Genomic DNA, 19,893 nt, shown 5'->3' with positions numbered 1-19,893 from the left:
CTCAAGCCTTGTCGCGGGCTTCGCCCGTGCCGAACAGGTTGGACACGCAGCGGCCGCAGATCTCGGGATGATCCGCGTCCTGGCCCACGTCCAGGCGCCAGTGCCAGCAGCGTTCGCACTTCTTGTGCGTGGACGGCGTGACCTCGATGCGGGTCTCGCCTTCGCCCGCGTGCACCGTGGCGCGCGAGACGATCAGCACGAAGCGCAGGTCGTCGCCAAGGCTGGCCAGCAGTTCCTGGTCGGCGCCGTTGGCGTACAGGTCCACTTCGGCCTGCAGCGAGGAGCCGATGTCGCCGGCCGTGCGCACTTCTTCCAGCTTGCGCTGGACTTCGGCGCGGATGGCGCGCAGACGCGCCCACTTGGCCGACAAGGCGTCGGCATCGGCGAACGGGGGCAGCGCGTGGTAGACCTCGGTGAAGATCGTGGTGCGGGCGGCGTCGGCCTGGTTCTTCAAGGCCGAGTTGACCAGTTCCTTCCAGGCTTCTTCAGCGGTGAAGGACAGGATCGGCGCCATCAGCTTGAGCAGCGTCTGCGTGATGTCCAGCAGGGCCGTCTGGGCCGAGCGGCGCGCGCGGCTGTCCTCGGCCGAGGTGTACAGGCGGTCCTTCAGGATGTCCAGATAGAACGCGCCCAGGTCTTCCGAGCAGAACGTCTGCAGGCGCGAGACGGCGGGGTGGAAGTCGTAGCGTTCGTAGTTGGCCTGGACCTCGGCCTGCATCTGCGCCGTCATGGCCAGCGCATAGCGGTCGATCTCGAACAGTTCGCCATAAGGAACGGACTGCGTCACCGCGTCGAAGTCGGCCAGGTTGGCCAGCAGGAAGCGCAGCGTGTTGCGGATGCGGCGGTAGCCTTCGACCACGCGCTTCAGGATCTCGTCCGAGATGGACAGTTCACCCGAGTAATCGGTGGACGCCACCCACAGGCGCAGGATTTCCGCGCCCAGCGAGTCGGACACCTTTTGCGGGGCGATCACGTTGCCCACCGACTTGCTCATCTTGCGGCCCTGGCCGTCCACCACGAAGCCGTGCGTGAGCAGGGCCTTGTAGGGCGGTTGGCCGTAGAGCATGCAGCCAGTCAGCAGCGACGAATGGAACCAGCCGCGGTGCTGGTCCGAGCCTTCCAGGTACAGGTCGGCGGGCCAGGCGAGTTCAGCGCCATGCGAGCCGGCGAAGTCGCCGTCCTTGCCGCCCAGCACCGTGGCGTGCGTGCTGCCCGAGTCGAACCACACGTCCAGCGTGTCGCGGTTCTTTTCGTACTGGTCGGCTTCGTCGCCCAGCAATTCGCGCGGATCCAGGGTCTGCCAGGCTTCGATGCCGCCTTGTTCGACGCGCTGCGCCACCTGTTCCAGCAATTCGGAGGTGCGCGGGTGCAGTTCGCCGGTTTCCTTGTGCACGAAGAAGGCCATCGGCGTGCCCCATTGCCGCTGGCGCGACAGCGTCCAGTCGGGGCGGTTGGCGATCATGGCGTGCAGGCGGGCGCGGCCCCAGGCCGGATAGAAGGCCGTGGCGTCGATGCCGGCCAGCGCCGATTCGCGCAGGGTCGGGCCGCCGTCCTTGGGGGCCACGTCCATGCCGGCGAACCACTGGCTGGTGGCGCGGTAAATGATGGGGGTCTTGTGGCGCCAGCAGTGCATGTAGCTGTGCTTGTGCTTTTCCACGTGCATCAGCGCGCCGGCTTCCGTCAGCGCCTCGACGATCTTGGGGTTGGCGTCCCAGATGGACAGGCCGCCGAACAGCGCCAGGCTGTCCACGTACTTGCCGTCGCCCATGACCGGGCTGATGAAGTCGGTGTCCTTCATGCCGTGCTCCTTGCACGAGATGAAGTCCTCGATGCCGTACGCCGGCGCCGAGTGCACCACGCCGGTGCCGGAGTCGGCCGTCACGTAGTCGCCCAGGTAGGCGGGCGACTTGCGGTCGTAGGCGGCGTTGAACTGCGCCAGCGGGTGGCGGAATTCGATGCCCGACAGCGCCGCGCCCGGGGCGGTGGCGATCACTTCGCCTTCCAGGTTCCAGGCTTTCAGGCAGGCTTCGACGCGTTCCTTGGCGATCAGCAGGAGCGGACCGAACTTGGGAACCGGCGTCACGCGCACCAGCGCGTATTCGATTTCGGGATGCAGGTTCAGCGCCTGGTTGGACGGGATGGTCCAGGGCGTGGTGGTCCAGATGACGATGGCGCCGTCTTCCACCGAGTCCAGGCCGAAGGCGCTGGCCAGCTTGGCGTGTTCGGCGAACGGGAAGGCCACGTCCACCGCCGGATCGACGCGGTCGGCGTACTCGACCTCGGCTTCGGCCAGGGCCGAGCCGCAGTCGAAACACCAGTTCACGGGCTTCAGGCCGCGGAACACGTAGCCCTTGTCCAGGATGCGGCCCAGCGCGCGGATTTCGTCGGCTTCATTGCTGAAGTTCATCGTCATGTAGGGACGATCCCACTCGCCCAGCACGCCCAGGCGCTTGAAGTCCTTGCGCTGGCGGTCGATCTGTTCGAGGGCGTAGGCGCGGGCCTTGGACTGCACTTCCGCCACGGGCAGGTGCTTGCCGTATTTCTTTTCGATCTGGATTTCGATCGGCATGCCGTGACAGTCCCAGCCCGGCACGTAATGCGCGTCATAGCCGGCCATGTTGCGGCTCTTGACGATGATGTCCTTCAGGATCTTGTTGACCGCGTGGCCGATGTGGATGTCGCCGTTGGCGTAGGGCGGGCCGTCGTGCAGCACGAAGCGCGGCCGGCCGCGGCTGGCGGCGCGGATCGCCTGGTAGACGTGGTTTTCTTCCCACTGCGAAATCCAGGCGGGCTCGCGCTTGGCGAGGTCGCCCCGCATGGGGAAGGGGGTATCGGGCAGGTTGAGGGTCTTTTTATAGTCCATGAACGGCAAAATAGGCGCGCGCGTTTCGCGCGTCTTCGGCGATGGCGGCAGTCAGGGAAGGGAGGTCAGGAAATTTTTCTTCGTCCCGCAGCTTTTGCAGGAATTCGACGCGTACGAGTTTACCGTAAGCGTCGACAGTCTCGTCGAGCAGGTGCGACTCCAGCAGCACGCGGCCGCGGTCCTCGACCGTGGGGCGCACGCCCAGGCTGGCCACCGCGGGCAGCGGCCGGTCGGCCAGGCCGTAGACCTGCACCACATAAATGCCCGAGCGCGCGGCGCAGCGCTCGGCCACCCGCAGATTCATGGTGGGAAAGCCCAGCGTGCGGCCCAGCTTTTGGCCGTGGATCACGTGGCCGCTGATGTGGTACGGGTGGCCCAGCAGGTGGCGGGCGCGCTCCAGGTCGCCCACCGCCAGCGCGGTGCGCACCTCGGAACTGGAGATCCGGTGCCCTTGCTGGTCGGTCACGTCCGCCAGGGTCTGCACCTCGAAGCCATGGCGCAGGCCGGCCTCGCGCAGCAGGTCGATGTCGCCGCTGCGCTTGTGGCCGAAGCGGAAGTCCTCGCCCACCAGCAGCCATTTGGCATGCAGGCCCTGGACCAGCAATTGTTCGATGAAGGCGTTGGCCGACATTTCGGCCAGGCGGGCGTTGAAGCGCTCCACCACGACCTGGCTGATGCCGTAACGCGCCAGCGCCGCCAGCTTGTCGCGCAAACCCGAAATACGGGTGGGCGCCAGCTCCGGGCGTTGATTCAGGGTGGCGAAATACTCCCGCGGATGCGGCTCGAAGGTCATCACGGCGGGCGTCAGGTTGCGGTCGCGAGCGACTTGGCAGACGCGCGCCAGCATGGCCTGGTGTCCGCGATGGACGCCGTCGAAATTGCCGATCGTCAGCGCGCAAGGGGCGCGCCGGTCGGGCGGGGGCAGGGATCGGTAGATGCGCAGCGATGGTTTCACGAGCGAGAGTTTACAATTTTGGATTCCGGGTTTGTTCCTGTCCTTACCTGCCGCGCGTCCAGGCTGTCGCCGCGCGCGGGATTGCGTAGGGCGGACGGGCCCGATTTCCCTTGGAATTCCTTATCTTGCCGGAAATATCTACCACCAAGCGCCGCATCGTCATCCTGATTTCGGGACGCGGCAGCAATATGCAGGCCTTGGCCGAGGCCTGCCGCAATGAAGGCTGGCCGGCCGAAGTCGCCGCCGTCATCGCCAGCAAGCCCGATGCCGCCGGCCTGGAATGGGCGGCCCAGCAGGGCATCCCCACCGGCGCGCTGTATCACAAGGATTACGCCAGCCGTGAAGCCTTCGACGCCGCGCTGGCCGCCGAGATCGACCGCTACGAACCCGATTACGTCATTTTGGCGGGCTTCATGCGCGTGTTGACGCCGGGCTTCGTCAATCACTATGCCGGCCGGCTGGTGAACATCCACCCGTCGCTGCTGCCGGCGTTTCCCGGGCTGCACACGCACGCCCAGGCCCTGGCCACCGGGGTGCGCGTGCACGGCTGCACCGTGCACTTCGTCACGCCGGTGCTGGACCACGGTCCCATCATCGCCCAGGGCTGCGTGCCGGTCCTGGCGGGCGATACGCCCGAATCCCTGGCCGAGCGCGTGCTGGCGGTCGAACACCGGGCTTTCCCGGCGGCGGTGCGCTGGCTGGCCGAAGGCCGGGTTACCCTGACCAGCGACCACCGCGTCAACGTGCAAGGCGATCCCGATCGCCTTTTCGCCTGGTCGCCGGCCGCCTGAGCGGCCCCGAATCGAATTTTTCGGGCGGAAGCCCTCCGCCCCACTGGAATACACCATGACCAAACCCCAATCTCCGCGTTCCCGTCCGGCTGGCGCCGCCAGGGCCGCGTCCGAAGGCCGCGACGGTCGGTCCTTCTTCTCGCGCCCCAAGGGCGAGGCGCGCGCCCCGATCGCACGCGACAACGCCCGCGACGAGCGCTCCGGTGGCAGCCGCGACGAACGCTCGGCCGGCCGCCCGACGCCGCGCCCGTCCTACGACGCGCCGCGCGGCGAAGGCCGCGGCGGTGAACGCGGTTCCTACGGTTCGGACCGTCGCGAGGGTCGACCGAGCCCGCGTCCGTCCTTCGATCCGGCGCGCGGCGAGGGCCGCGGCGAGCGCGGTTCTTATGGTTCCGAGCGCCGTGATGGCCGCCCGGGCCAGCGTCCATCCTACGATGCTCCACGCGGCGAAGGCCGTGGCGGCGAGCGCGCTTCCTATGGTTCGGAACGCCGCGAAGGCCGTCCGGGCCAGCGTCCGTCCTACGACGCCCCGCGCGGCGAAGGTCGTGGCGGCGAGCGCGCTTCCTATGGTTCGGAACGCCGCGAAGGCCGTCCGGGCCAACGTCCGTCCTACGACGCCCCGCGCGGCGAAGGTCGTGGCGGCGAGCGCGCTTCCTATGGTTCGGAACGCCGCGAAGGCCGTCCGGGCCAACGTCCGTCCTACGACGCTCCGCGCGGCGAAGGCCGTGGCGGCGAGCGCGCTTCCTATGGTTCGGAGCGCCGCGAAGGGCGTCCGGACTCGCGTCCGTCCTTTGACGCCCCGCGTGGCGAAGGCCGTGGCGGCGAACGCGCCTCCTATGGCCCGGATCGTCGCGAAGGCCGCGCGGACTCGCGTCCGTCCTATGGCTCGCCGCGAGGCGATGATCGCGGCGGCGAGCGCGGCGGCGAACGCGGCCAGTATGGCGGCCCGCGCGGCGGCGACGGCGGCCAGGACCGCCCGCCCAAACCCCAATTCAATCGCCCGCGCCAATCGCACGCGGCGATCCGCATCGACCAGGTCCAGCGCGTCCTGGGCGAAATCCTGCAATGGACCTATCCGGCCGACGCGGCCCTGTCGCACTGGCTGCGCAATCATCCGAATCTGGGCGCGCGCGATCGCTCCGAGGTCGCTGAAGCCGTCTACGACGTGCTGCGCCATCTGCGCCGCTACCGCCAGTTCGGCGAAAGCGGCGTCGGTCCTGCTTCGCGCCGCCTGGCAATCCTGGGCCTGGCCGCGACGCTGGGCGCCGAGGCGCTGGCCGAAGGCATGGACGCCGGCGAAGCCGAATGGCTGCAGCGCGTGTCGCAGATCGACCTGGCGACCCTGCCGCGCGCCGTGCGCGGCAGCATCCCGGACTGGCTGGACGAACGCCTGGGCGCCATGGACAGCCCGGAAACGCTGATCGAGGCGCTGAACCGCCAGGCCAGCCTGGACCTGCGCGTCAACCCGCTGAAGGTCGAGCGCGACGCCATGCTGGCCGAATTGCAGCAGGGCGCCGGCCGCTACGAACCTGTCGCCATGCCTTATTCGCCCTGGGGCATCCGCATGGAAGGCCGTCCGGCCATCAACCGTTGGCCGCAGTTCGAGAACGGCAGCATCGAAGTCCAGGACGAGGGCAGCCAGTTGCTGGCGCTGCTGGTGGCGCCGCGCCGCGGCGAAATGATCATCGATTTCTGCGCCGGCGCGGGCGGCAAAACACTGCTGCTGGGCGCGCTGATGCGCTCCACCGGCCGCCTGTACGCGTTCGACGTGTCCGCGGCCCGCCTGCAGCGCGCCAAGCCGCGCTTTGCGCGCAGCGGCCTGTCCAACGTGGTGCCGGTGGTCATCGACAGCGAAAACGACGCCCGCGTCAAGCGCCTGGCCGGCAAGGCCCAGCGCGTGCTGGTCGATGCCCCGTGCAGCGGCATTGGCACCCTGCGCCGCAATCCGGACCTGAAATGGCGCCAGCACCCCGAGGCGCTGGCCGAACTGGGCCAGCTGCAGGAACGCATCCTCAACAGCGCGGCGCGCTGCGTCGCCCCGGGCGGCCGCCTGGTGTACGCCACCTGCAGCCTGCTGGCCGAGGAAAACGAGGTCCAGGCCGAGCGGTTCCTCGCCAGCCATCCGGATTTCGAGCGCCTGGACGCCGCCGAGATCCTGGCCGCGCGCTGTGAAAACCTGAAGCTGGACGGCCCCTACGTGCAGCTGCGCCCCGACGTGCACGGCACCGACGGCTTTTTCGCCGCGGTATTCGAGCGCAAGAAGAAGGGCGCGGCGACCGTGGCCGAAGAAGCTTCGGAAGCGGACGAGGTTTCGACTGAAGAAACGTCCGACGGGGACGCGGCCGGTCCGCAGGACCAGCCGGCCTGATCGGGAGCGCCGGGTCAGGGACCCGGCGTCACCACCACCGTGGCGCTGTAGCGGCGCGTGCCCAGGGTCTTGTTCTGGTACTTCACTTCCCAGGCCAGGCTGTCATTGCCTGGCTGGTCCGCCTGGTAGACCACCTGGGATACCGGCACGGTCTGGTAGGCGCAACGCCCGGAATCGCTGGACTGGCCCCGCGTCTGCATGATGTTGGCCTTGCCCAGGCGCGGCGTCATGGTGAGCGATACGCGCGGCGCGCGCAGCGCCAGGCAGTCCGATCCGCGGATCTCGTAGTACGAGGCCAGCACGGCGACGTCGCCCGATTTCAGCGTTTGCGCGGAAACGGTGGCGGGCAGGGCGGCGCCCAGCGCGGCCAGGGCGTAAAAAAATTGGGGACGGATTTTTTTCAGCAACATCAGTGGGACAAAAGAGACAGTTTGGTCGGTAAAGCACCCGCAGTGTGCGCCAGCCGCAAGTCCGCTTCAAGACCGGACGCCAAGCTGACAGGAACTTTAACGGCGAAATCGAGCCCAAACCTTGCGCCTTCGCGTATGCCCCCCACCTACCCTGGGGAGGACGGCCCTAGCGCCGCGTGCCGCAAGGCTCGGCCTCGCAACCCGCATTTTTGGTGGCGAGAGTGGGTTTTTGCCCTGAAAAACCGGGGCTTAGTCCTTGATTTCGCTCAAAAACTATTTTGAAACTACCTTGTCATAAGTCAGCCAAGGTAAGCTAAACTCCAGGCACTTCTCTAGCGAGGCTCCTAACAGCTTTATGGATTACATCCTTTCCTTCATTGCCGGCGGTCTGACCCAAGCCACTTGGTGGCAGGTTGTCGTGTTCACTCTGGTTGTGACGCACATCACGATTGTGTCGGTCACGGTCTTTCTCCATCGCAGCCAAGCGCACCGTGGTCTGGATCTGCATCCGGCCGTCATGCACTTCTTCCGTTTCTGGCTCTGGATGACGACCGGCATGGTCACCAAGGAATGGGTGGCCATTCACCGCAAGCACCACGCCAAGTGCGAAAAGGAAGGCGATCCCCATTCGCCCATCCTGTTCGGCATCTGGAAGGTGCTGTTCCGCGGCGCGGAACTGTACCGCGAAGAATCGAACAACAAGGAAACCATGGCCAAGTTCGGCCACGGCACGCCTGACGACTGGCTCGAGCGCAACGTCTACAGCAAGCACAGCCTGTGGGGCGTGCTGACCATGCTCGCCATCGACATCGCCCTGTTCGGCGCCATCGGCGTCACGGTATGGGCCGTGCAGATGGCCTGGATCCCCTTCTGGGCCGCCGGCGTCGTCAACGGCATCGGCCACTACTGGGGCTACCGCAACTACAACAGCCCGGACACCAGCACCAACGTGTTCCCCTGGGGCATCGTGATCGGCGGCGAAGAGCTGCACAACAACCACCACGCCCATGGCACGTCGGCCAAGTTCTCGGCCAAGTGGTACGAATTCGACATCGGCTGGTGCTACATCAACATCCTGAAGTTCTTCGGCCTGGCCAAGATCAAGAAGGTTGCGCCCAAGCTCAAGCTGGACGACAGCAAGACCGGCATCGACCTGCGCACCCTGCAGGGCGTGATCACGCACCGCTACGAAGTCATGGCCCGCTATGCGGACGTGATCAAGAGCGCCGCCCGTGAAGAGCTGGCCAAGCTGAAGGATTCGCGCAACAAGGACAGCGCCGAGTGCGACTGGACCAAGCTGCACAGCGTGCGCCGCGCCATCCACCGCAACGAGGACATCCTCCAACCCGAACAGGTTGCCGCCGTGGATCAAGCCATCGCCCGCAACAAGTCGCTCGCCACGCTGGTACAGATGCGCCGTGAACTCGGCCGCATCTGGGAAAGTTCCAGCGCCAGCAGCGAACAGCTTCTTCATGACCTGCAGGCCTGGTGCCAGCGCGCCCAGCAAAGCGGCATCGCCGGGCTCGAGCAATTCGCTCAACGTCTGCGCCGCTACGCGGCATGATGCTAGAGAAGCTCAATCCTGAACAACGCGCCGCAGTAACGTTAGAACCGCAGCACGCCCTGGTCCTGGCCGGGGCGGGCAGCGGCAAGACCCGGGTGCTCACCACCCGCATGGCCTGGCTGATTCAAACCGGCCAGGCCTCGCCTTTTGGGCTGCTGGCGGTCACGTTCACCAACAAGGCGGCGCGCGAAATGCTCGCGCGCATGTCGGCCATCCTGCCGATCGATACGCGCGGCCTGTGGATCGGCACCTTCCATGGCCTGTGCAACCGCATGCTGCGCGCGCATCACCGCGATGCCGGCCTGCCGCAAAGCTTCCAGATCCTGGACGTCACCGACCAGCTCGCGGCGATCAAGCGCCTGATGAAGGCCAATGGCGTCGACGACGAAAAGTATCCTCCGCGCGACGTGCAGCGCTTCATCAACGGCGCCAAGGAAGAAGGCCTGCGTCCCGCCGACGTGGAAGCCTACGACGCCCATCGCCGTCGCCTGATCGAGATCTACCAGCTCTACGAGGCCCAGTGCCTGCGCGAAGGCGTGGTGGACTTTGCCGAGCTGCTGCTGCGCGCCTACGAACTGCTGTCGCGCAATGCGCCGGTGCGCGAGCACTACCAGCGCCGTTTCCGCCACATCCTGGTCGACGAGTTCCAGGACACCAACACGCTGCAGTACAAGTGGCTGCGCCTGTTGGCCGGCGGCGGCGCCGCAATCTTCGCGGTGGGCGACGACGACCAGTCGATCTATGCCTTCCGCGGCGCCAACGTCGGCAACATGGCTGACTTTGAACGCGACTACGCGCGCGGCACCGTGATCCGCCTGGAGCAGAACTACCGCTCTTTTGGCCACATCCTGGATTCCGCCAACGCGCTGATCGGCCATAACACCGGCCGCCTGGGCAAGAACCTCTGGACCGAGCAGGGCGACGGCGAGCCGGTGCGCGTCATCGAGCAGCCGTCCGACGGCATGGAAGCGCAGTGGATCGTGGACGAGATCCGCTCCCTGATTCGCGAAGGCAGCCTGCGCCGCGAGATCGCCGTGCTCTACCGCAGCAACGCGCAGTCGCGCGTGCTGGAACACGCCATCTTTTCCGCCGGCATTCCCTACAAGGTGTACGGCGGCCTGCGTTTTTTCGAGCGCCAGGAAATCAAGCACGCGCTGGCCTACCTGCGCCTGATGGCCAATCCGCACGACGACACCTCGTGGATGCGGGTCGTCAATTTCCCCACGCGCGGCATCGGCGCGCGCACGCTGGAGCAATTGGGCGACGCCGCGCGCGCGCACGACACCAGCCTTTACGCGGCCGTGGCCCTGGTGCCCGGCAAGGGCGGCTCCAACCTGGCGCAATTCGCGCAGCTGATCCATCGCCTGATCGAAGAGACCCGCGACCTGCCGCTGCCGGAAATGGTCGAGCACATGCTCGAGGCCAGCGGCCTGAACGCGCATTACAAGGCCGAACGCGAAGGCGCGGAGCGCCTGGAAAACCTGAGCGAACTGGTTACCGCCGCGGCGGTGTTCGCGTCCGAGGAAAACTACGACGGCATGCCTGCCGGCGTGGTGCCCGAACAGGACACGGCCTCCACGCTGAACGCGGGCGTGGTCGACGCGCCGGTCGTGGCATCCGACGGTTTGACTCCGCTGGCGGCGTTCCTGTCGCATGCGGCGCTGGAAGCGGGCGACAACCAGGCCCAGCAGGGCCAGGACGCCGTCCAGCTCATGACCGTGCACGCGGCCAAGGGCCTGGAGTTCGACGCGGTGTTCATCACCGGCCTGGAAGAGGGGCTGTTCCCGCACGAGAACAGCGTCCTGGAAGCTTCCGGACTGGAAGAAGAACGCCGCCTCATGTACGTGGCCATCACGCGTGCGCGCCAGCGCCTGTACATCAGCCTGGCGCAAAGCCGGATGCTGCACGGCCAGACGCGCTACGCGATGCGTTCGCGCTTCCTGGAAGAAATCCCCGAACAGCACCTGAAGTGGCTGTCGCCCAAGGCCGGCCTGGCCCAGGTTGGCGGCACGGGCGCCGGCTGGGGCGGCGGCAACCGCGGCGACGCTTTTGGCCGCAAGCCCACCAATACCATTGCGCCGCGTCAAGCCCGCAGCGTTACCACCGGCGTCACGGTGGGCGACAAGCAGTATCGTGTAGGTCAGGGCGTGCACCACGCGCGGTTCGGCGAAGGCACGATCATCGGCTTGAGCGGAGCAGGGCAGGACGCCCAGGCTGAAATCCAGTTCCGCGACGTGGGCGCCAAGACCTTGGCGCTGGGCATCGCCAAACTTGACATTGTTCAGGGTTGATACTCATGGCCGACAACGATACTTCCAAAGCCGAGCTGGCGTCGCTGCGCGCCGAGGTCGATGAAATCGACCAGCAGATAATGCTGCTGCTGGGCGTGCGGTTCCGCTGCACGGACATGATCGGCGAGCTCAAGCGCGATCTGGGCATGGACCTGGTGGATCCCAAGCGCGAGGAGCAGCAGGTCGCGCGCATCCGCCGCCTGGCGCAAGAGGCGGGCGTGCCGCCCGCGCTTGCCGAAACCATCCTGCGCGAAGTGATCGACACCGTGGTCGACCACCACACCCGCCTGCGCGAGCGCCCGTACTCGTAATGCCAGGCCGGCGGCGCATGGAAGCCTGCATCATCTGCAAGCTGCCGGGCGCCGCCTCTCCCTTTCCTACAAGACCTGCATGAACGCCAGCAAGGCGTCGATCTCGTCCGCGCTCAACGCGAGCGGCCGGATGTGTTCGGACTTGCTGGGCGCATACGGGTCGGGCGGATCGCTGGGCACGGGATCGCGGCCCATGCCGGCGTTGTACATCCGCAGCAGGCCCTTCAGGTCGGGAAACAGGCCGTTGTGCATCCACGGTCCGGCACGCGACACATTGCGCAGGCTGGGCGTGCGGAACTTGCCAAGATCGGCGGGATTGCGCGTCGCCTCGTAGCGCCCCAGATCCTGGTTGCGGCGGCCATAGAAGGACAGGCCGATGTTGTGGAACTGGTGATCCGTCAGCATCGCGCCGCTGTGGCAGTTCATGCAGCGCGCCTGGGTGCGGAACAGGTGCATGCCGATTAACTCGCTGTCGTCCAGCGCATTCGATTGTCCATCCAGGAACTTGTCGAAGCGCGTGGTTTCGGGCCGAAGCGTAGCGACATAGGCGGCCAGCGCGCGCGCCAGGCGGTCGGCGTCCACAGGCGGCTGCGCTGCCGGGGCGACGCCGAATGCTTGCAGGAACTGCGCAGGGTAGGGATCGGCCGCCAACAGGCGCGCCACGGCGCCGTCGGCGTCATGGTTCATTTCGCGGGGATCGTGGATGGGGCCCAGCACCTGGTCCTTCAGGCTGGCGGCGCGTCCGTCCCAGAACAACCGGGGCGCGAACGGCGCCGCATACAGCGGCGTGGAGCGCCGCCTGCCCATCAGCTTGTCTTCGCCCACGGCCAGCGCGAGGCCGTCGGTGAAGGCGCGCTGCGGCAGATGACAGGAGACGCAGGACACCTGCCCCTTGCGCGACAGCCGGGTATCGAAGAACAGCATCTGCCCCAGCGTCACCACCGCCGGGCGCGCGACGTCCGCAGCCAGTTCCGCCTGGCCGGCGTTGGCCGCGGTCCAGGATAGGGGCGGATTGGAGGCCGGCGGCACCGGCCCCCATTCGCGCCAGGCCACGCCAGGATCGATAGTGGGCGCTGGCCAGGCCGAGGGCGGCCCAGCGTACAGCGGCCGCAGGCAAGCGGCATTCCAGCCCGTGGGCGTACGGCAGGCGGCCTGATCGTCCTGGGCGTCTGCATCGGCGTGGGATAGGGACGCCGCCAGCGTCAGCGCCGCGCCCAGGATCAGAAGCGGTAACCGACTTGCAGCCATAGCTCCCGTCCCGTCTGATAGGTACTGCGGTTGGTCTTGACGTTGGGATTGCTGGCCGTCACGGCGGGCCTGCGGTCCAGCACGTTCAGGACTTCGACCGTGAATTCCAGACTGCGCGCAAACGTGGGATTCCAGGAAAGCTTGGTGTCCCAGGTCCAGTAGGACGGGATATCGCCGGATTCGAATCGATCCAGGTAGTCGGGCCGCGGACCGCGCCCGACGTAGACGGTGGCGTCGCGCTTGCTGCGCCAGTTCACCATGTTGCTCCAGGTCAGGCCGGCGCGCGGCCACGCGCCGGTCAGGCTGAGGGTGGCGATCTGTGGCTGGTAGAAGGAGCTTGGAGGCAGGTCGATGGCGCGCAGGCGCGAGCCGTTGTAGATCACGTATTCGCCGGGGTCGCGCGCGTCGCCGTTGTAGCCTTCGACCAGGTCCGCATTGGTCTTGCGCTTCTGCCAGCTCCAGCTGGCCTGCATGTTCCAGCGCGTCTCGCCCAGGCGCCAGGGCTCCAGCGTGCGCAGCGACAGGCTGACGCCGTCGGTGGTGGACAGGCCGTCGTTGGTGTAGCGGTAGCCGTCCTTGTCGTTGCCGGTCGTGGCCCACTGGTCGCGGCCGTTGCGGCGCACGTAGCTCAGCACGCCTTCCATGCCCGCCATGCGCTGGCGCAGCGAGACCGCCCATTCATCGTCATAGGGCATGCGCAGGCCCTTGTACTCCACGTAGTACTCCTTGCTGCCGTCCGCCACGGGCTTGCCGTTCTTGTCCAGCACCTGGCGCCGCAGGCGGCTGCGTTCTTCCTTGAGCGCCGTCTCCAGCACGCCGGCCCCGTAGTACCGCGACCAGCCGGCGCTGAGCAGGGTATCGCCCGAACCGAACATGTCCCAATCCAACCGCGTGCGCGGCGACAGGTTGTTGTTGCCGAGGAACGTCTCGCGGTCGTAGCGCAGGCCGGCGTCCAGCGCCAGCCGTTGCCATTCGATGCGGTCCGACAGATAAAGGCTGGCCATGTTGTAGTTCACGTCCACGGTGCCGGGCAGGTAGCGGACCTTGCTGAAATCCCGATAGCTGCCGTCGCGGTTGTAAGCGCGCTGGTAGGAGTGGCTTTCCTGGAAACGCTCGAAGTTCGCCTGCACCTGGTTCAGTTCCGCGCCTGCATAGGGGATATGCGTGAACACGCCCGTGCGCACCGGATCCAGGTCGACCCGGCCCTTCAGCGTCCAGGTGTCCTGTCGCGTCTGCTCCTTGCCGAAGCCGCCCGCCGTGTACCGCGGCAGCAGGTAGGGGCTGAATGTCGCCAGCTCGTCGCCGACGGATTCGCGGTTGCTGAGCGACCGGTCCCAGCCCGCCTGCAGCGCAAGCCGGCCGCCCTGGAAGTAGTGGTCTACGTTGACGCCTATGCCGCGCGCCTCATGGTTGTTGTCCCAGCGGGTGTGCCGGAACAGGTCGCTGGCCAGGGTTTCGCTGCGGTCGCTGTATTTCAGCGTCAGGTCGGCCGTGGTATCGGCGCTGGCGCGCACGCTGAACTTGCCCAGGAAGTTGTCGATCCGGTCGCTGTAGGCGGCCTGGCCCGGCGCCGGCTGTCCCTTGTCGTCCACGCCCATGTTCCAGCGCGTGATGTCCGATTCGCGGCGCGACATGGCCAGCACGGCGCCTGACTTTTCATTGAAGGCGAGGTCGCCCACGGCGGAGTAGAAGCGCTTTTTCCATTCCGGCGAATAGCCCGGCTTGCCCTGCGCCCAACTGTTTTGTTCGCCCTCGGCGACCTCCTGCCGAGTCATTTTGGAAGTGTTCCAGCGGTAGTCCAGATTCAAGCGGTTTTCGCCGGAAAAGCGGCGCAGCCTGGCGTCGACGACGCCGCCCGTGAAGCGGCCGTACTCCACCGGCACGAAGCTGTCGTGCACGCGCACTTCCTCCAGCAGGCTCGTGTCCACGAAGTACGACTGCGGGTTGCTGGGCACGTTGCCGACCTGCAGGTTCAGGTTCTTGCTGGCCGGGTTCACGCGGTTGGTCGCGTCCATGCCGTCGAGCTGGAACAAGTTCTGGTAGGGGCTGGAGCCGTGGAAGGAAATGTCCTCCACATTGAGCGAGCCGCGGTTCTGCGAGCCGGCGGCGCCCGGATTGGTGCGCACCGCCGGATGCGTCGCCACCAGCGTGCTGAGGTCGCGGTTGGAGCTGGGCGTTTCGGCGATGTCCTCGCGGGTATAGATGCGCTCGCCCACCTGCTCGCCGTAGACCCGCACGGCATCCAGGCGCAGGGCGGAAAACTGGTTGGTCTTGTCCACGTAGACGATGTAGCGGCCAGGTCCGTCCGCGCGCAGCGCCAGTCCGGACCCCGCCAGCAGGTGGTTCAGCGCGAGCAGCGGCGAATACTCTCCTTGCAGCGGGGGCGAAGTCTTGCCCGCCACCGCCGCCGGCGGAAACGAGATCTCCAGGCCCGCCTGTCGGCCCAGCGCGAGCAGTGCGTCGCCCAGGGGTTGGGCCGGCAGGTCATAGGCGACGGGCGCGGTCGACTGAGCGGGGGCCGGCGAAGCCGTTATCAACGCGGCGATGAGCAGCGCCGCCGAAGCGCCAGACCGGCGGGCGCGCCGGTTGAAGTGGGGAAACAGCATGAATGCGTCCAAGCGGGTGTTGATGTCAGCCGTAGGACGTGTGCAGGCACGGATTACCTCAGCGGATTGCCGATGAATAATTTATATCGATTCTCATTTACTGATTGGCAATCGGCTTCAACGCAAGATCAGCAGGCCTGGCAGCTCGGTAATGCCGACCTTGGCCTGCGCCAGCAGCAATTCCAGCGCTCGCTTGGGATCGCCGATGCTGGCGATGCCCGAGACGCGCAAACGCCTGGCGGTTTCGCCCAGCACCAGGATGTGCTTGCCGCCATAGCGGGATAGCCGCGCAGCGGCCTCGGGCAATGCGACATCGTTGAAGGCCAGCAGGCCCTGGCTCCAGTCCGGCGCCGGTTCCTGCGGGGCGGCGAAGCGCGTGATGCCCGTCGCCGACACGGCAGCCTCCTGGCCCGCGTCCAGCGCCAAGGCGGCGTCATCCTGGCAGACCAGGCAATGGACTGCCACGCGATGTTCGTACACCGCCACGCGCGTGCCGTCGGCCTCGCGCGCCACGACATAGCGGGTGCCTAGTGCGGCTGCGGACGCGTCCGGCGTCACCACCGTGAAATCCGGACCACCAGGCGCGCGTGGTGCGGCCGTGAACAACGCTCGCCCGGCCAGGAGCCGTACTTCGCGCTTGCCCGGTGCGAAATCGATGGCGATGGCGGAGTCCGCATCCAGGGTGGCGCTGGAGCCGTCGGGCAGGGCCACGCGGCGCACTTCGGCGCCGGTCGTGTAGTCGGCGTCAGGATGGACCGTACGCAGCAATTGCCAGGCTGGCCAGGCGGCCAGCAATACAAGCGCGGCCGCCGCGCCGCGCTTATGCGCGCGCCGTGGCGCCAGCAGCTTGCCGCGTTCGATCTCGCCCATTCGCCGCCACAGGCGCGCCAGCCGTTCATAGGCGGCGGCGTGGCTGGCGTCAGCGCGGTACCAGGCTTCGAACTCCGCCTGGGCTTGCGCATCCATGCCCTGACCGCTGTGGCGCACGACCCAGCGCGACGCTTCTTCCTGGGCGCTGCCGGTCTTGGGGGCGGCCATGCTCAGGATGCCAGCGCCTGGTCGCAGGCCAGCAGGATGCGCATCATGTGTTTCTCCACCGCGCTGACCGAAATCGCGAAACGCTCGGCGATGGCGCGGTAGCTCAGACCCTCGTGCCGGTGCAGCACGAACACGTCCAGGCTGCGGCGCGGCTGGGCCAGCAGCGCGGTTTCCAGCCTGCGCAGCATCTGCCGCGCGGCAGCCACGTCCAGGGTGTCGGGTTCATGCAGGGTAGGGCGCGAAGCGGCGTAGTCGGCGGTGGCGGCCTGTTCGCGGCTGCGGCGCCGGTGCCAGTCGGTAGCGATGTTGGCGGCCACGCGGAAGACGTAGGCGCGGTCGTTGTCGGGACGCGTCCTGTCCTTGAATTCCGCCAGCTTGATCCAGGTGTCCTGGGCGCAGTCTTGCGCGACGTCGCGCGAGCCGGTGCGCAAAGAGAGAAAACCCAGCACCTCTCGGTAATGGCGGAGAAATACATCCGTGAGCGTAGACATGTCGCCGGCGCCGGGCGCCAGATAGAGTCAAATTCGCGCCAGAGTATAAATGATAACGATTTCTATTTCTAGATAAGGAGAGAGCGCAGGAAGCGGCGGCGGGCAGGGCGCCCGCCGCAGGCCGTCAGGCCTCGGACTGTTCGATCTCTTCCAGCGAGCCCTGGATTTCGAGCCACTGTTCTTCCAGCTCGTCCATGCGCTTGCCGTGTTCGCCATGCTCGGCCATGACCTTTTGGCGTTCGGCGCGGCGCGCATCCGAGTACAGGTCCGGATCGGCGATGACGGCGTCCAGCGCATGCAGCTTGGCGCGCAGCTTCTCCATCTCGGCCTCGACCTTGGCGAGCCTGGATTCGAGCGGCTTGCGCAGCGCGGACAGGCGCTGGCGCTGTTCGGCTTCGGCGCGGCGCTGGGCCTTGCGGTCCACCACCGGTTCGTTGCCTTCGGCGTTCTCGCGCGCGGCTTCCGCGCGTTCGCCGGCGTTGCGGGCGGCGAGCCAGTCGCGGTAGTCCTCCAGGTCGCCGTCGAACTCGCGTACCGCGCCGTCGGCCACGATCCAGAAGCTGTCCACCGTGGTGCGCAGCAGGTGGCGGTCGTGGGATACCAGCAGCATGCTGCCGCCGAAGTCCGCCAGCGCGGCGGCCAGGGCCTCGCGCGTTTCCACGTCCAGGTGGTTGCTGGGTTCGTCCAGCAGCAGCAGGTTGGGCTTTTGCCAGACGATCAGGGACAGCGCCAGTCGCGCCTTTTCGCCGCCGGACATGGGGCCGACCTTGCTGGTCACCGTGTCGCCGGAAAAGCCGAAGCCGCCCAGATAGTTGCGCAGTTCCTGTTCGCGGGTCTCGGGGGCCAGGCGCGCCAGATGGGCGATGGGCGTGCTGTCCACGTCCAGCATGTCCAGCTGGTGCTGGTGGAAATAGCCGATGGCCAAGCCGCGCGAGGCGCGGCGCGTACCCGCCTGCACCGGCAGTTCTTCGGCCAGGGTCTTGATCAGCGTGCTCTTGCCGGCGCCGTTGGCGCCCAGCACGCCGACGCGGCTGCCCGCGCGCACCATCAGCGTCACGTCGCGCAGGATGGGCACGGCGTTGCCGTCGGCGTCCGTGTAGCCGGCCGACAGGTGCTCCAGGGTCAGCAGGGGATCCGGCACCTGGTCGGGCGAGGGGATGCGGATGTCGATGCCGGCCTCGGCGTGCAAGGGCGCCAGCACCTGCATGCGCGCCAGCGCCTTGACGCGGCTCTGCGCCTGCTTGGCCTTGGAGGCCTTGGCCTTGAAGCGGTCGATGAAGCCTTGCAGCCGGGCCGCTTCGCGGGTCTGGCGTTCGTAGGCGATATTGGTCTGGCGCAGGCGCTCGGCGCGCTGCGTCAGGAAGTCGCCATAGCCGCCGCGGTAGCGCACCAGCTTGGCGTGGTCGAAATGCAGGATGGACTTGGCGACCGCATCCAGGAACTCGGTGTCGTGGGAAATCAGCATGACGGTGCCGGGGTAGGCGGCCAGCCATTTCTCCAGCCACAGCATGGCGTCGAGATCCAGGTGGTTGGTGGGCTCGTCCAGCAGCAGCAATTCGGACGGCGCCATCAGCGCGCGGGCCAGGGCCAGGCGCATGCGCCAGCCGCCGGAAAAGCTCGCCACCGGCTGCATCCATTCGGCGGGCTTGAAGCCCAGGCCGGCCAGCAGTTGCTCGGCGCGCGAGGCCGCGCTCCAGGCGCCGGCTTCCACCAGCGCCGCTTCCACTTCGGCGATCTGCGTGCCTTGCTCGTCCGTCAGTTCGGCGCGGCGCGCCTGCAGTTCGCGCAGATGCGTGTCGCCGTCGATGACGAACTCTCGCGCCGGACGCTCGTCAGCTTCGATTTCCTGCTTGACGCTGGCGATGCGCCAGCCGGCGGGCATGGCGAGGTTGCCCGCGTCCAGGTCCAGCGTGCCGGTCAAGAGCGCGAACAGCGAGGACTTGCCCGCGCCGTTCTTGCCGACGATGCCCACGCGCTCGCCCGGATGCACGACGAATTCAGCGCCGTCCAGCAGCACCTTGGTGCCGCGGCGCAGGGTCAATCCAGTAGCGCGTATCACAGGCTGAGTTGCTCGCGGGTAAGCAGCAGAAGCTGGTCGGAGGCTTCTTCGGTGTCCAGCCACACGGGCGAGAGCTGCGGGAAGGCGGCCTCGAAGAAGTCGCGTTCGTGGCCGATCTCCAGCACCAGCACGCCTTCCGGCGTGAGAAAGCGCGGCGCGGCTTCCAGGATGCGGCGCACCAGGTCCATGCCGTCGTCGCCGCCAGCCAGGGCCAACTGCGGTTCATGGCGGTACTCCTGGGGCAGGACGTCCATGGAGCCGCTGTTCACGTAGGGCGGATTGCAGATGATGACGTCGTACAGGCGCGGCGGCAGGCTGTCGAACAGATTGCTTTCGTGCAGGTCCAGCCGGTCCGCCAGGCCGTAGTCGTCGACGTTGCGGCGCGCCACTTCCAGCGCGTCCGGGGACACGTCGACCGCGTCCACATGGGCATAGGGGAAGGCCAGCGCCGACAGGATAGCCAGGCAGCCGGACCCCGTGCACATGTCCAGCACGTTCTCAACCGCCAGCGCATCCTGCACCCAGGGCGCAAGGCCCTGGTCCAGCAACTCAGCGATGGGCGAGCGCGGCACGATGACGCGCTGGTCCACGTAGAAGCGATGGCCGCGCAGCCAGGCCTCGTTGGTGAGGTAGGCGGCGGGCAGGCGCTCGGTCACGCGGCGGTCGATCAATTCGAGCACGCGGTTGCGCTCTTCGCTGAGCACGCGGGCGTCCAGAAAGGGCTCCAGCGTGTCCAGCGGCAGATGCAAGGCGTGCAGCGTCAGGTAGACCGCCTCGTCCCAGGCGTTGTCGCTGCCGTGTCCCAGCGCCACCTGGGCGGCGTTCAGGCGCGATACGCCGTAGCGGATCAGGTCGCGCAGGGTCAGCAGTTCTTGGCGGGCGGATTGATACATGTGAG

Annotated in this window: 14 protein-coding genes; 5 read left to right on the top strand and 9 right to left on the bottom strand. The window is 67.2% G+C overall.

Annotated features, from left to right (window positions below; translation table 11 throughout):
* Position 1: 1 nt before the first annotated feature.
* Both ileS and IB259_RS08735 read right to left on the bottom strand, forming a co-directional pair.
* Positions 2–2,863, bottom strand: coding sequence for an isoleucine--tRNA ligase (gene ileS, locus IB259_RS08740; RefSeq protein ID WP_119449335.1), 2,862 nt, complete (start codon positions 2,861–2,863; stop codon positions 2–4).
* Entirely contained in the window at positions 2,853–3,818 is a 966-nt protein-coding gene (locus IB259_RS08735) for a bifunctional riboflavin kinase/FAD synthetase (protein WP_054456020.1), read from the bottom strand. Before IB259_RS08735 ends, ileS begins: the two co-directional genes overlap by 11 nt.
* A 134-nt stretch (positions 3,819–3,952) precedes the next feature.
* Here IB259_RS08735 and purN point away from each other — a divergent pair, with 134 nt between their 5' ends.
* Positions 3,953–4,609, top strand: a complete 657-nt coding sequence (gene purN / locus IB259_RS08730; RefSeq protein WP_088159649.1) for a phosphoribosylglycinamide formyltransferase — start codon at positions 3,953–3,955, stop codon at positions 4,607–4,609.
* Positions 4,610–5,636: 1,027 nt separating this feature from the next.
* A complete protein-coding gene (locus IB259_RS31215) occupies positions 5,637–6,977 on the top strand; it encodes an RsmB/NOP family class I SAM-dependent RNA methyltransferase (RefSeq protein ID WP_088159695.1) in 1,341 nt (446 codons plus the stop codon).
* A 14-nt stretch (positions 6,978–6,991) separates the two neighbouring features.
* Here the strand turns inward: IB259_RS31215 and IB259_RS08720 are convergent, their stop codons facing one another.
* Positions 6,992–7,387, bottom strand: coding sequence for a hypothetical protein (locus IB259_RS08720; protein ID WP_192328542.1), 396 nt, complete (start codon positions 7,385–7,387; stop codon positions 6,992–6,994).
* A 355-nt stretch (positions 7,388–7,742) separates the two neighbouring features.
* On the opposite strand from IB259_RS08720, the gene IB259_RS08715 reads away from it, so the two are divergent.
* Genes IB259_RS08715 through IB259_RS08705 form a run of 3 tightly spaced genes read left to right on the top strand, consistent with a single transcriptional unit; the run spans position 7,743 to position 11,553 of the window.
* Positions 7,743–8,951 carry a fatty acid desaturase gene (locus tag IB259_RS08715; RefSeq protein WP_054456025.1) on the top strand — a complete coding sequence of 403 codons (1,209 nt, stop codon included), beginning with the start codon at positions 7,743–7,745 and terminating at the stop codon, positions 8,949–8,951.
* The gene (locus tag IB259_RS08710; protein ID WP_059373632.1) at positions 8,948–11,242 is read left to right on the top strand and encodes a UvrD-helicase domain-containing protein; all 2,295 of its coding nucleotides are present in this window, start codon (positions 8,948–8,950) and stop codon (positions 11,240–11,242) included. The genes IB259_RS08715 and IB259_RS08710 overlap by 4 nt, the downstream gene beginning before the upstream one ends.
* A gap of 5 nt (positions 11,243–11,247) precedes the next feature.
* Positions 11,248–11,553 (top strand): chorismate mutase, encoded by a 306-nt coding sequence (locus IB259_RS08705; RefSeq protein ID WP_054456030.1) that lies wholly within the window; start codon positions 11,248–11,250, stop codon positions 11,551–11,553.
* 66 nt (positions 11,554–11,619) lie between these two features.
* Here the strand turns inward: IB259_RS08705 and IB259_RS08700 are convergent, their stop codons facing one another.
* The 6 genes from IB259_RS08700 to prmB form a co-directional block, all read right to left on the bottom strand.
* On the bottom strand, positions 11,620–12,801 hold the full coding sequence (locus IB259_RS08700) for a cytochrome-c peroxidase (protein ID WP_192328540.1): 1,182 nt from the start codon (positions 12,799–12,801) through the stop codon (positions 11,620–11,622).
* Complete coding sequence (locus IB259_RS08695) at positions 12,774–15,407, bottom strand: TonB-dependent receptor (RefSeq protein ID WP_192328538.1); 2,634 nt, start codon at positions 15,405–15,407, stop codon at positions 12,774–12,776. The genes IB259_RS08700 and IB259_RS08695 overlap by 28 nt, the downstream gene beginning before the upstream one ends.
* Before the next feature lie 117 nt (positions 15,408–15,524).
* The gene (locus IB259_RS08690) at positions 15,525–16,445 is read right to left on the bottom strand and encodes a FecR domain-containing protein (protein WP_192328537.1); all 921 of its coding nucleotides are present in this window, start codon (positions 16,443–16,445) and stop codon (positions 15,525–15,527) included.
* Positions 16,446–16,447: 2 nt separating this feature from the next.
* Entirely contained in the window at positions 16,448–16,936 is a 489-nt protein-coding gene (locus IB259_RS08685; RefSeq protein ID WP_054456036.1) for an RNA polymerase sigma factor, read from the bottom strand.
* Positions 16,937–17,060: 124 nt separating this feature from the next.
* The gene (locus IB259_RS08680; RefSeq protein ID WP_119449339.1) at positions 17,061–18,995 is read right to left on the bottom strand and encodes an ABC-F family ATP-binding cassette domain-containing protein; all 1,935 of its coding nucleotides are present in this window, start codon (positions 18,993–18,995) and stop codon (positions 17,061–17,063) included.
* On the bottom strand, positions 18,992–19,888 hold the full coding sequence (prmB, locus tag IB259_RS08675) for a 50S ribosomal protein L3 N(5)-glutamine methyltransferase (protein WP_054456040.1): 897 nt from the start codon (positions 19,886–19,888) through the stop codon (positions 18,992–18,994). Before prmB ends, IB259_RS08680 begins: the two co-directional genes overlap by 4 nt.
* Between the last annotated feature and the right edge of the window lie 5 nt (positions 19,889–19,893).

The sequence above is a fragment of the Achromobacter sp. ACM04 genome (assembly GCF_014851465.1).
Lineage (GTDB): Bacteria > Pseudomonadota > Gammaproteobacteria > Burkholderiales > Burkholderiaceae_B > Achromobacter > Achromobacter aegrifaciens.
This window is presented reverse-complemented; position numbering and strand designations above follow the sequence as displayed.

Excerpts from the sequence above, each read along its gene's own strand:
- prmB (WP_054456040.1), bottom strand. The coding sequence starts at position 19,888 with ATGTATCAATCCGCCCGCCAAGAACTGCTGACCCTGCGCGACCTGATC.
- IB259_RS08685 (WP_054456036.1), bottom strand. The coding sequence starts at position 16,936 with ATGTCTACGCTCACGGATGTATTTCTCCGCCATTACCGAGAGGTGCTG.
- IB259_RS08695 (WP_192328538.1), bottom strand. The coding sequence starts at position 15,407 with ATGCTGTTTCCCCACTTCAACCGGCGCGCCCGCCGGTCTGGCGCTTCG.
- IB259_RS08705 (WP_054456030.1), top strand. The coding sequence starts at position 11,248 with ATGGCCGACAACGATACTTCCAAAGCCGAGCTGGCGTCGCTGCGCGCC.
- IB259_RS08700 (WP_192328540.1), bottom strand. The coding sequence starts at position 12,801 with ATGGCTGCAAGTCGGTTACCGCTTCTGATCCTGGGCGCGGCGCTGACG.
- IB259_RS08710 (WP_059373632.1), top strand. The coding sequence starts at position 8,948 with ATGATGCTAGAGAAGCTCAATCCTGAACAACGCGCCGCAGTAACGTTA.
- IB259_RS08715 (WP_054456025.1), top strand. The coding sequence starts at position 7,743 with ATGGATTACATCCTTTCCTTCATTGCCGGCGGTCTGACCCAAGCCACT.
- IB259_RS08690 (WP_192328537.1), bottom strand. The coding sequence starts at position 16,445 with ATGGCCGCCCCCAAGACCGGCAGCGCCCAGGAAGAAGCGTCGCGCTGG.
- IB259_RS08720 (WP_192328542.1), bottom strand. The coding sequence starts at position 7,387 with ATGTTGCTGAAAAAAATCCGTCCCCAATTTTTTTACGCCCTGGCCGCG.
- ileS (WP_119449335.1), bottom strand. The coding sequence starts at position 2,863 with ATGGACTATAAAAAGACCCTCAACCTGCCCGATACCCCCTTCCCCATG.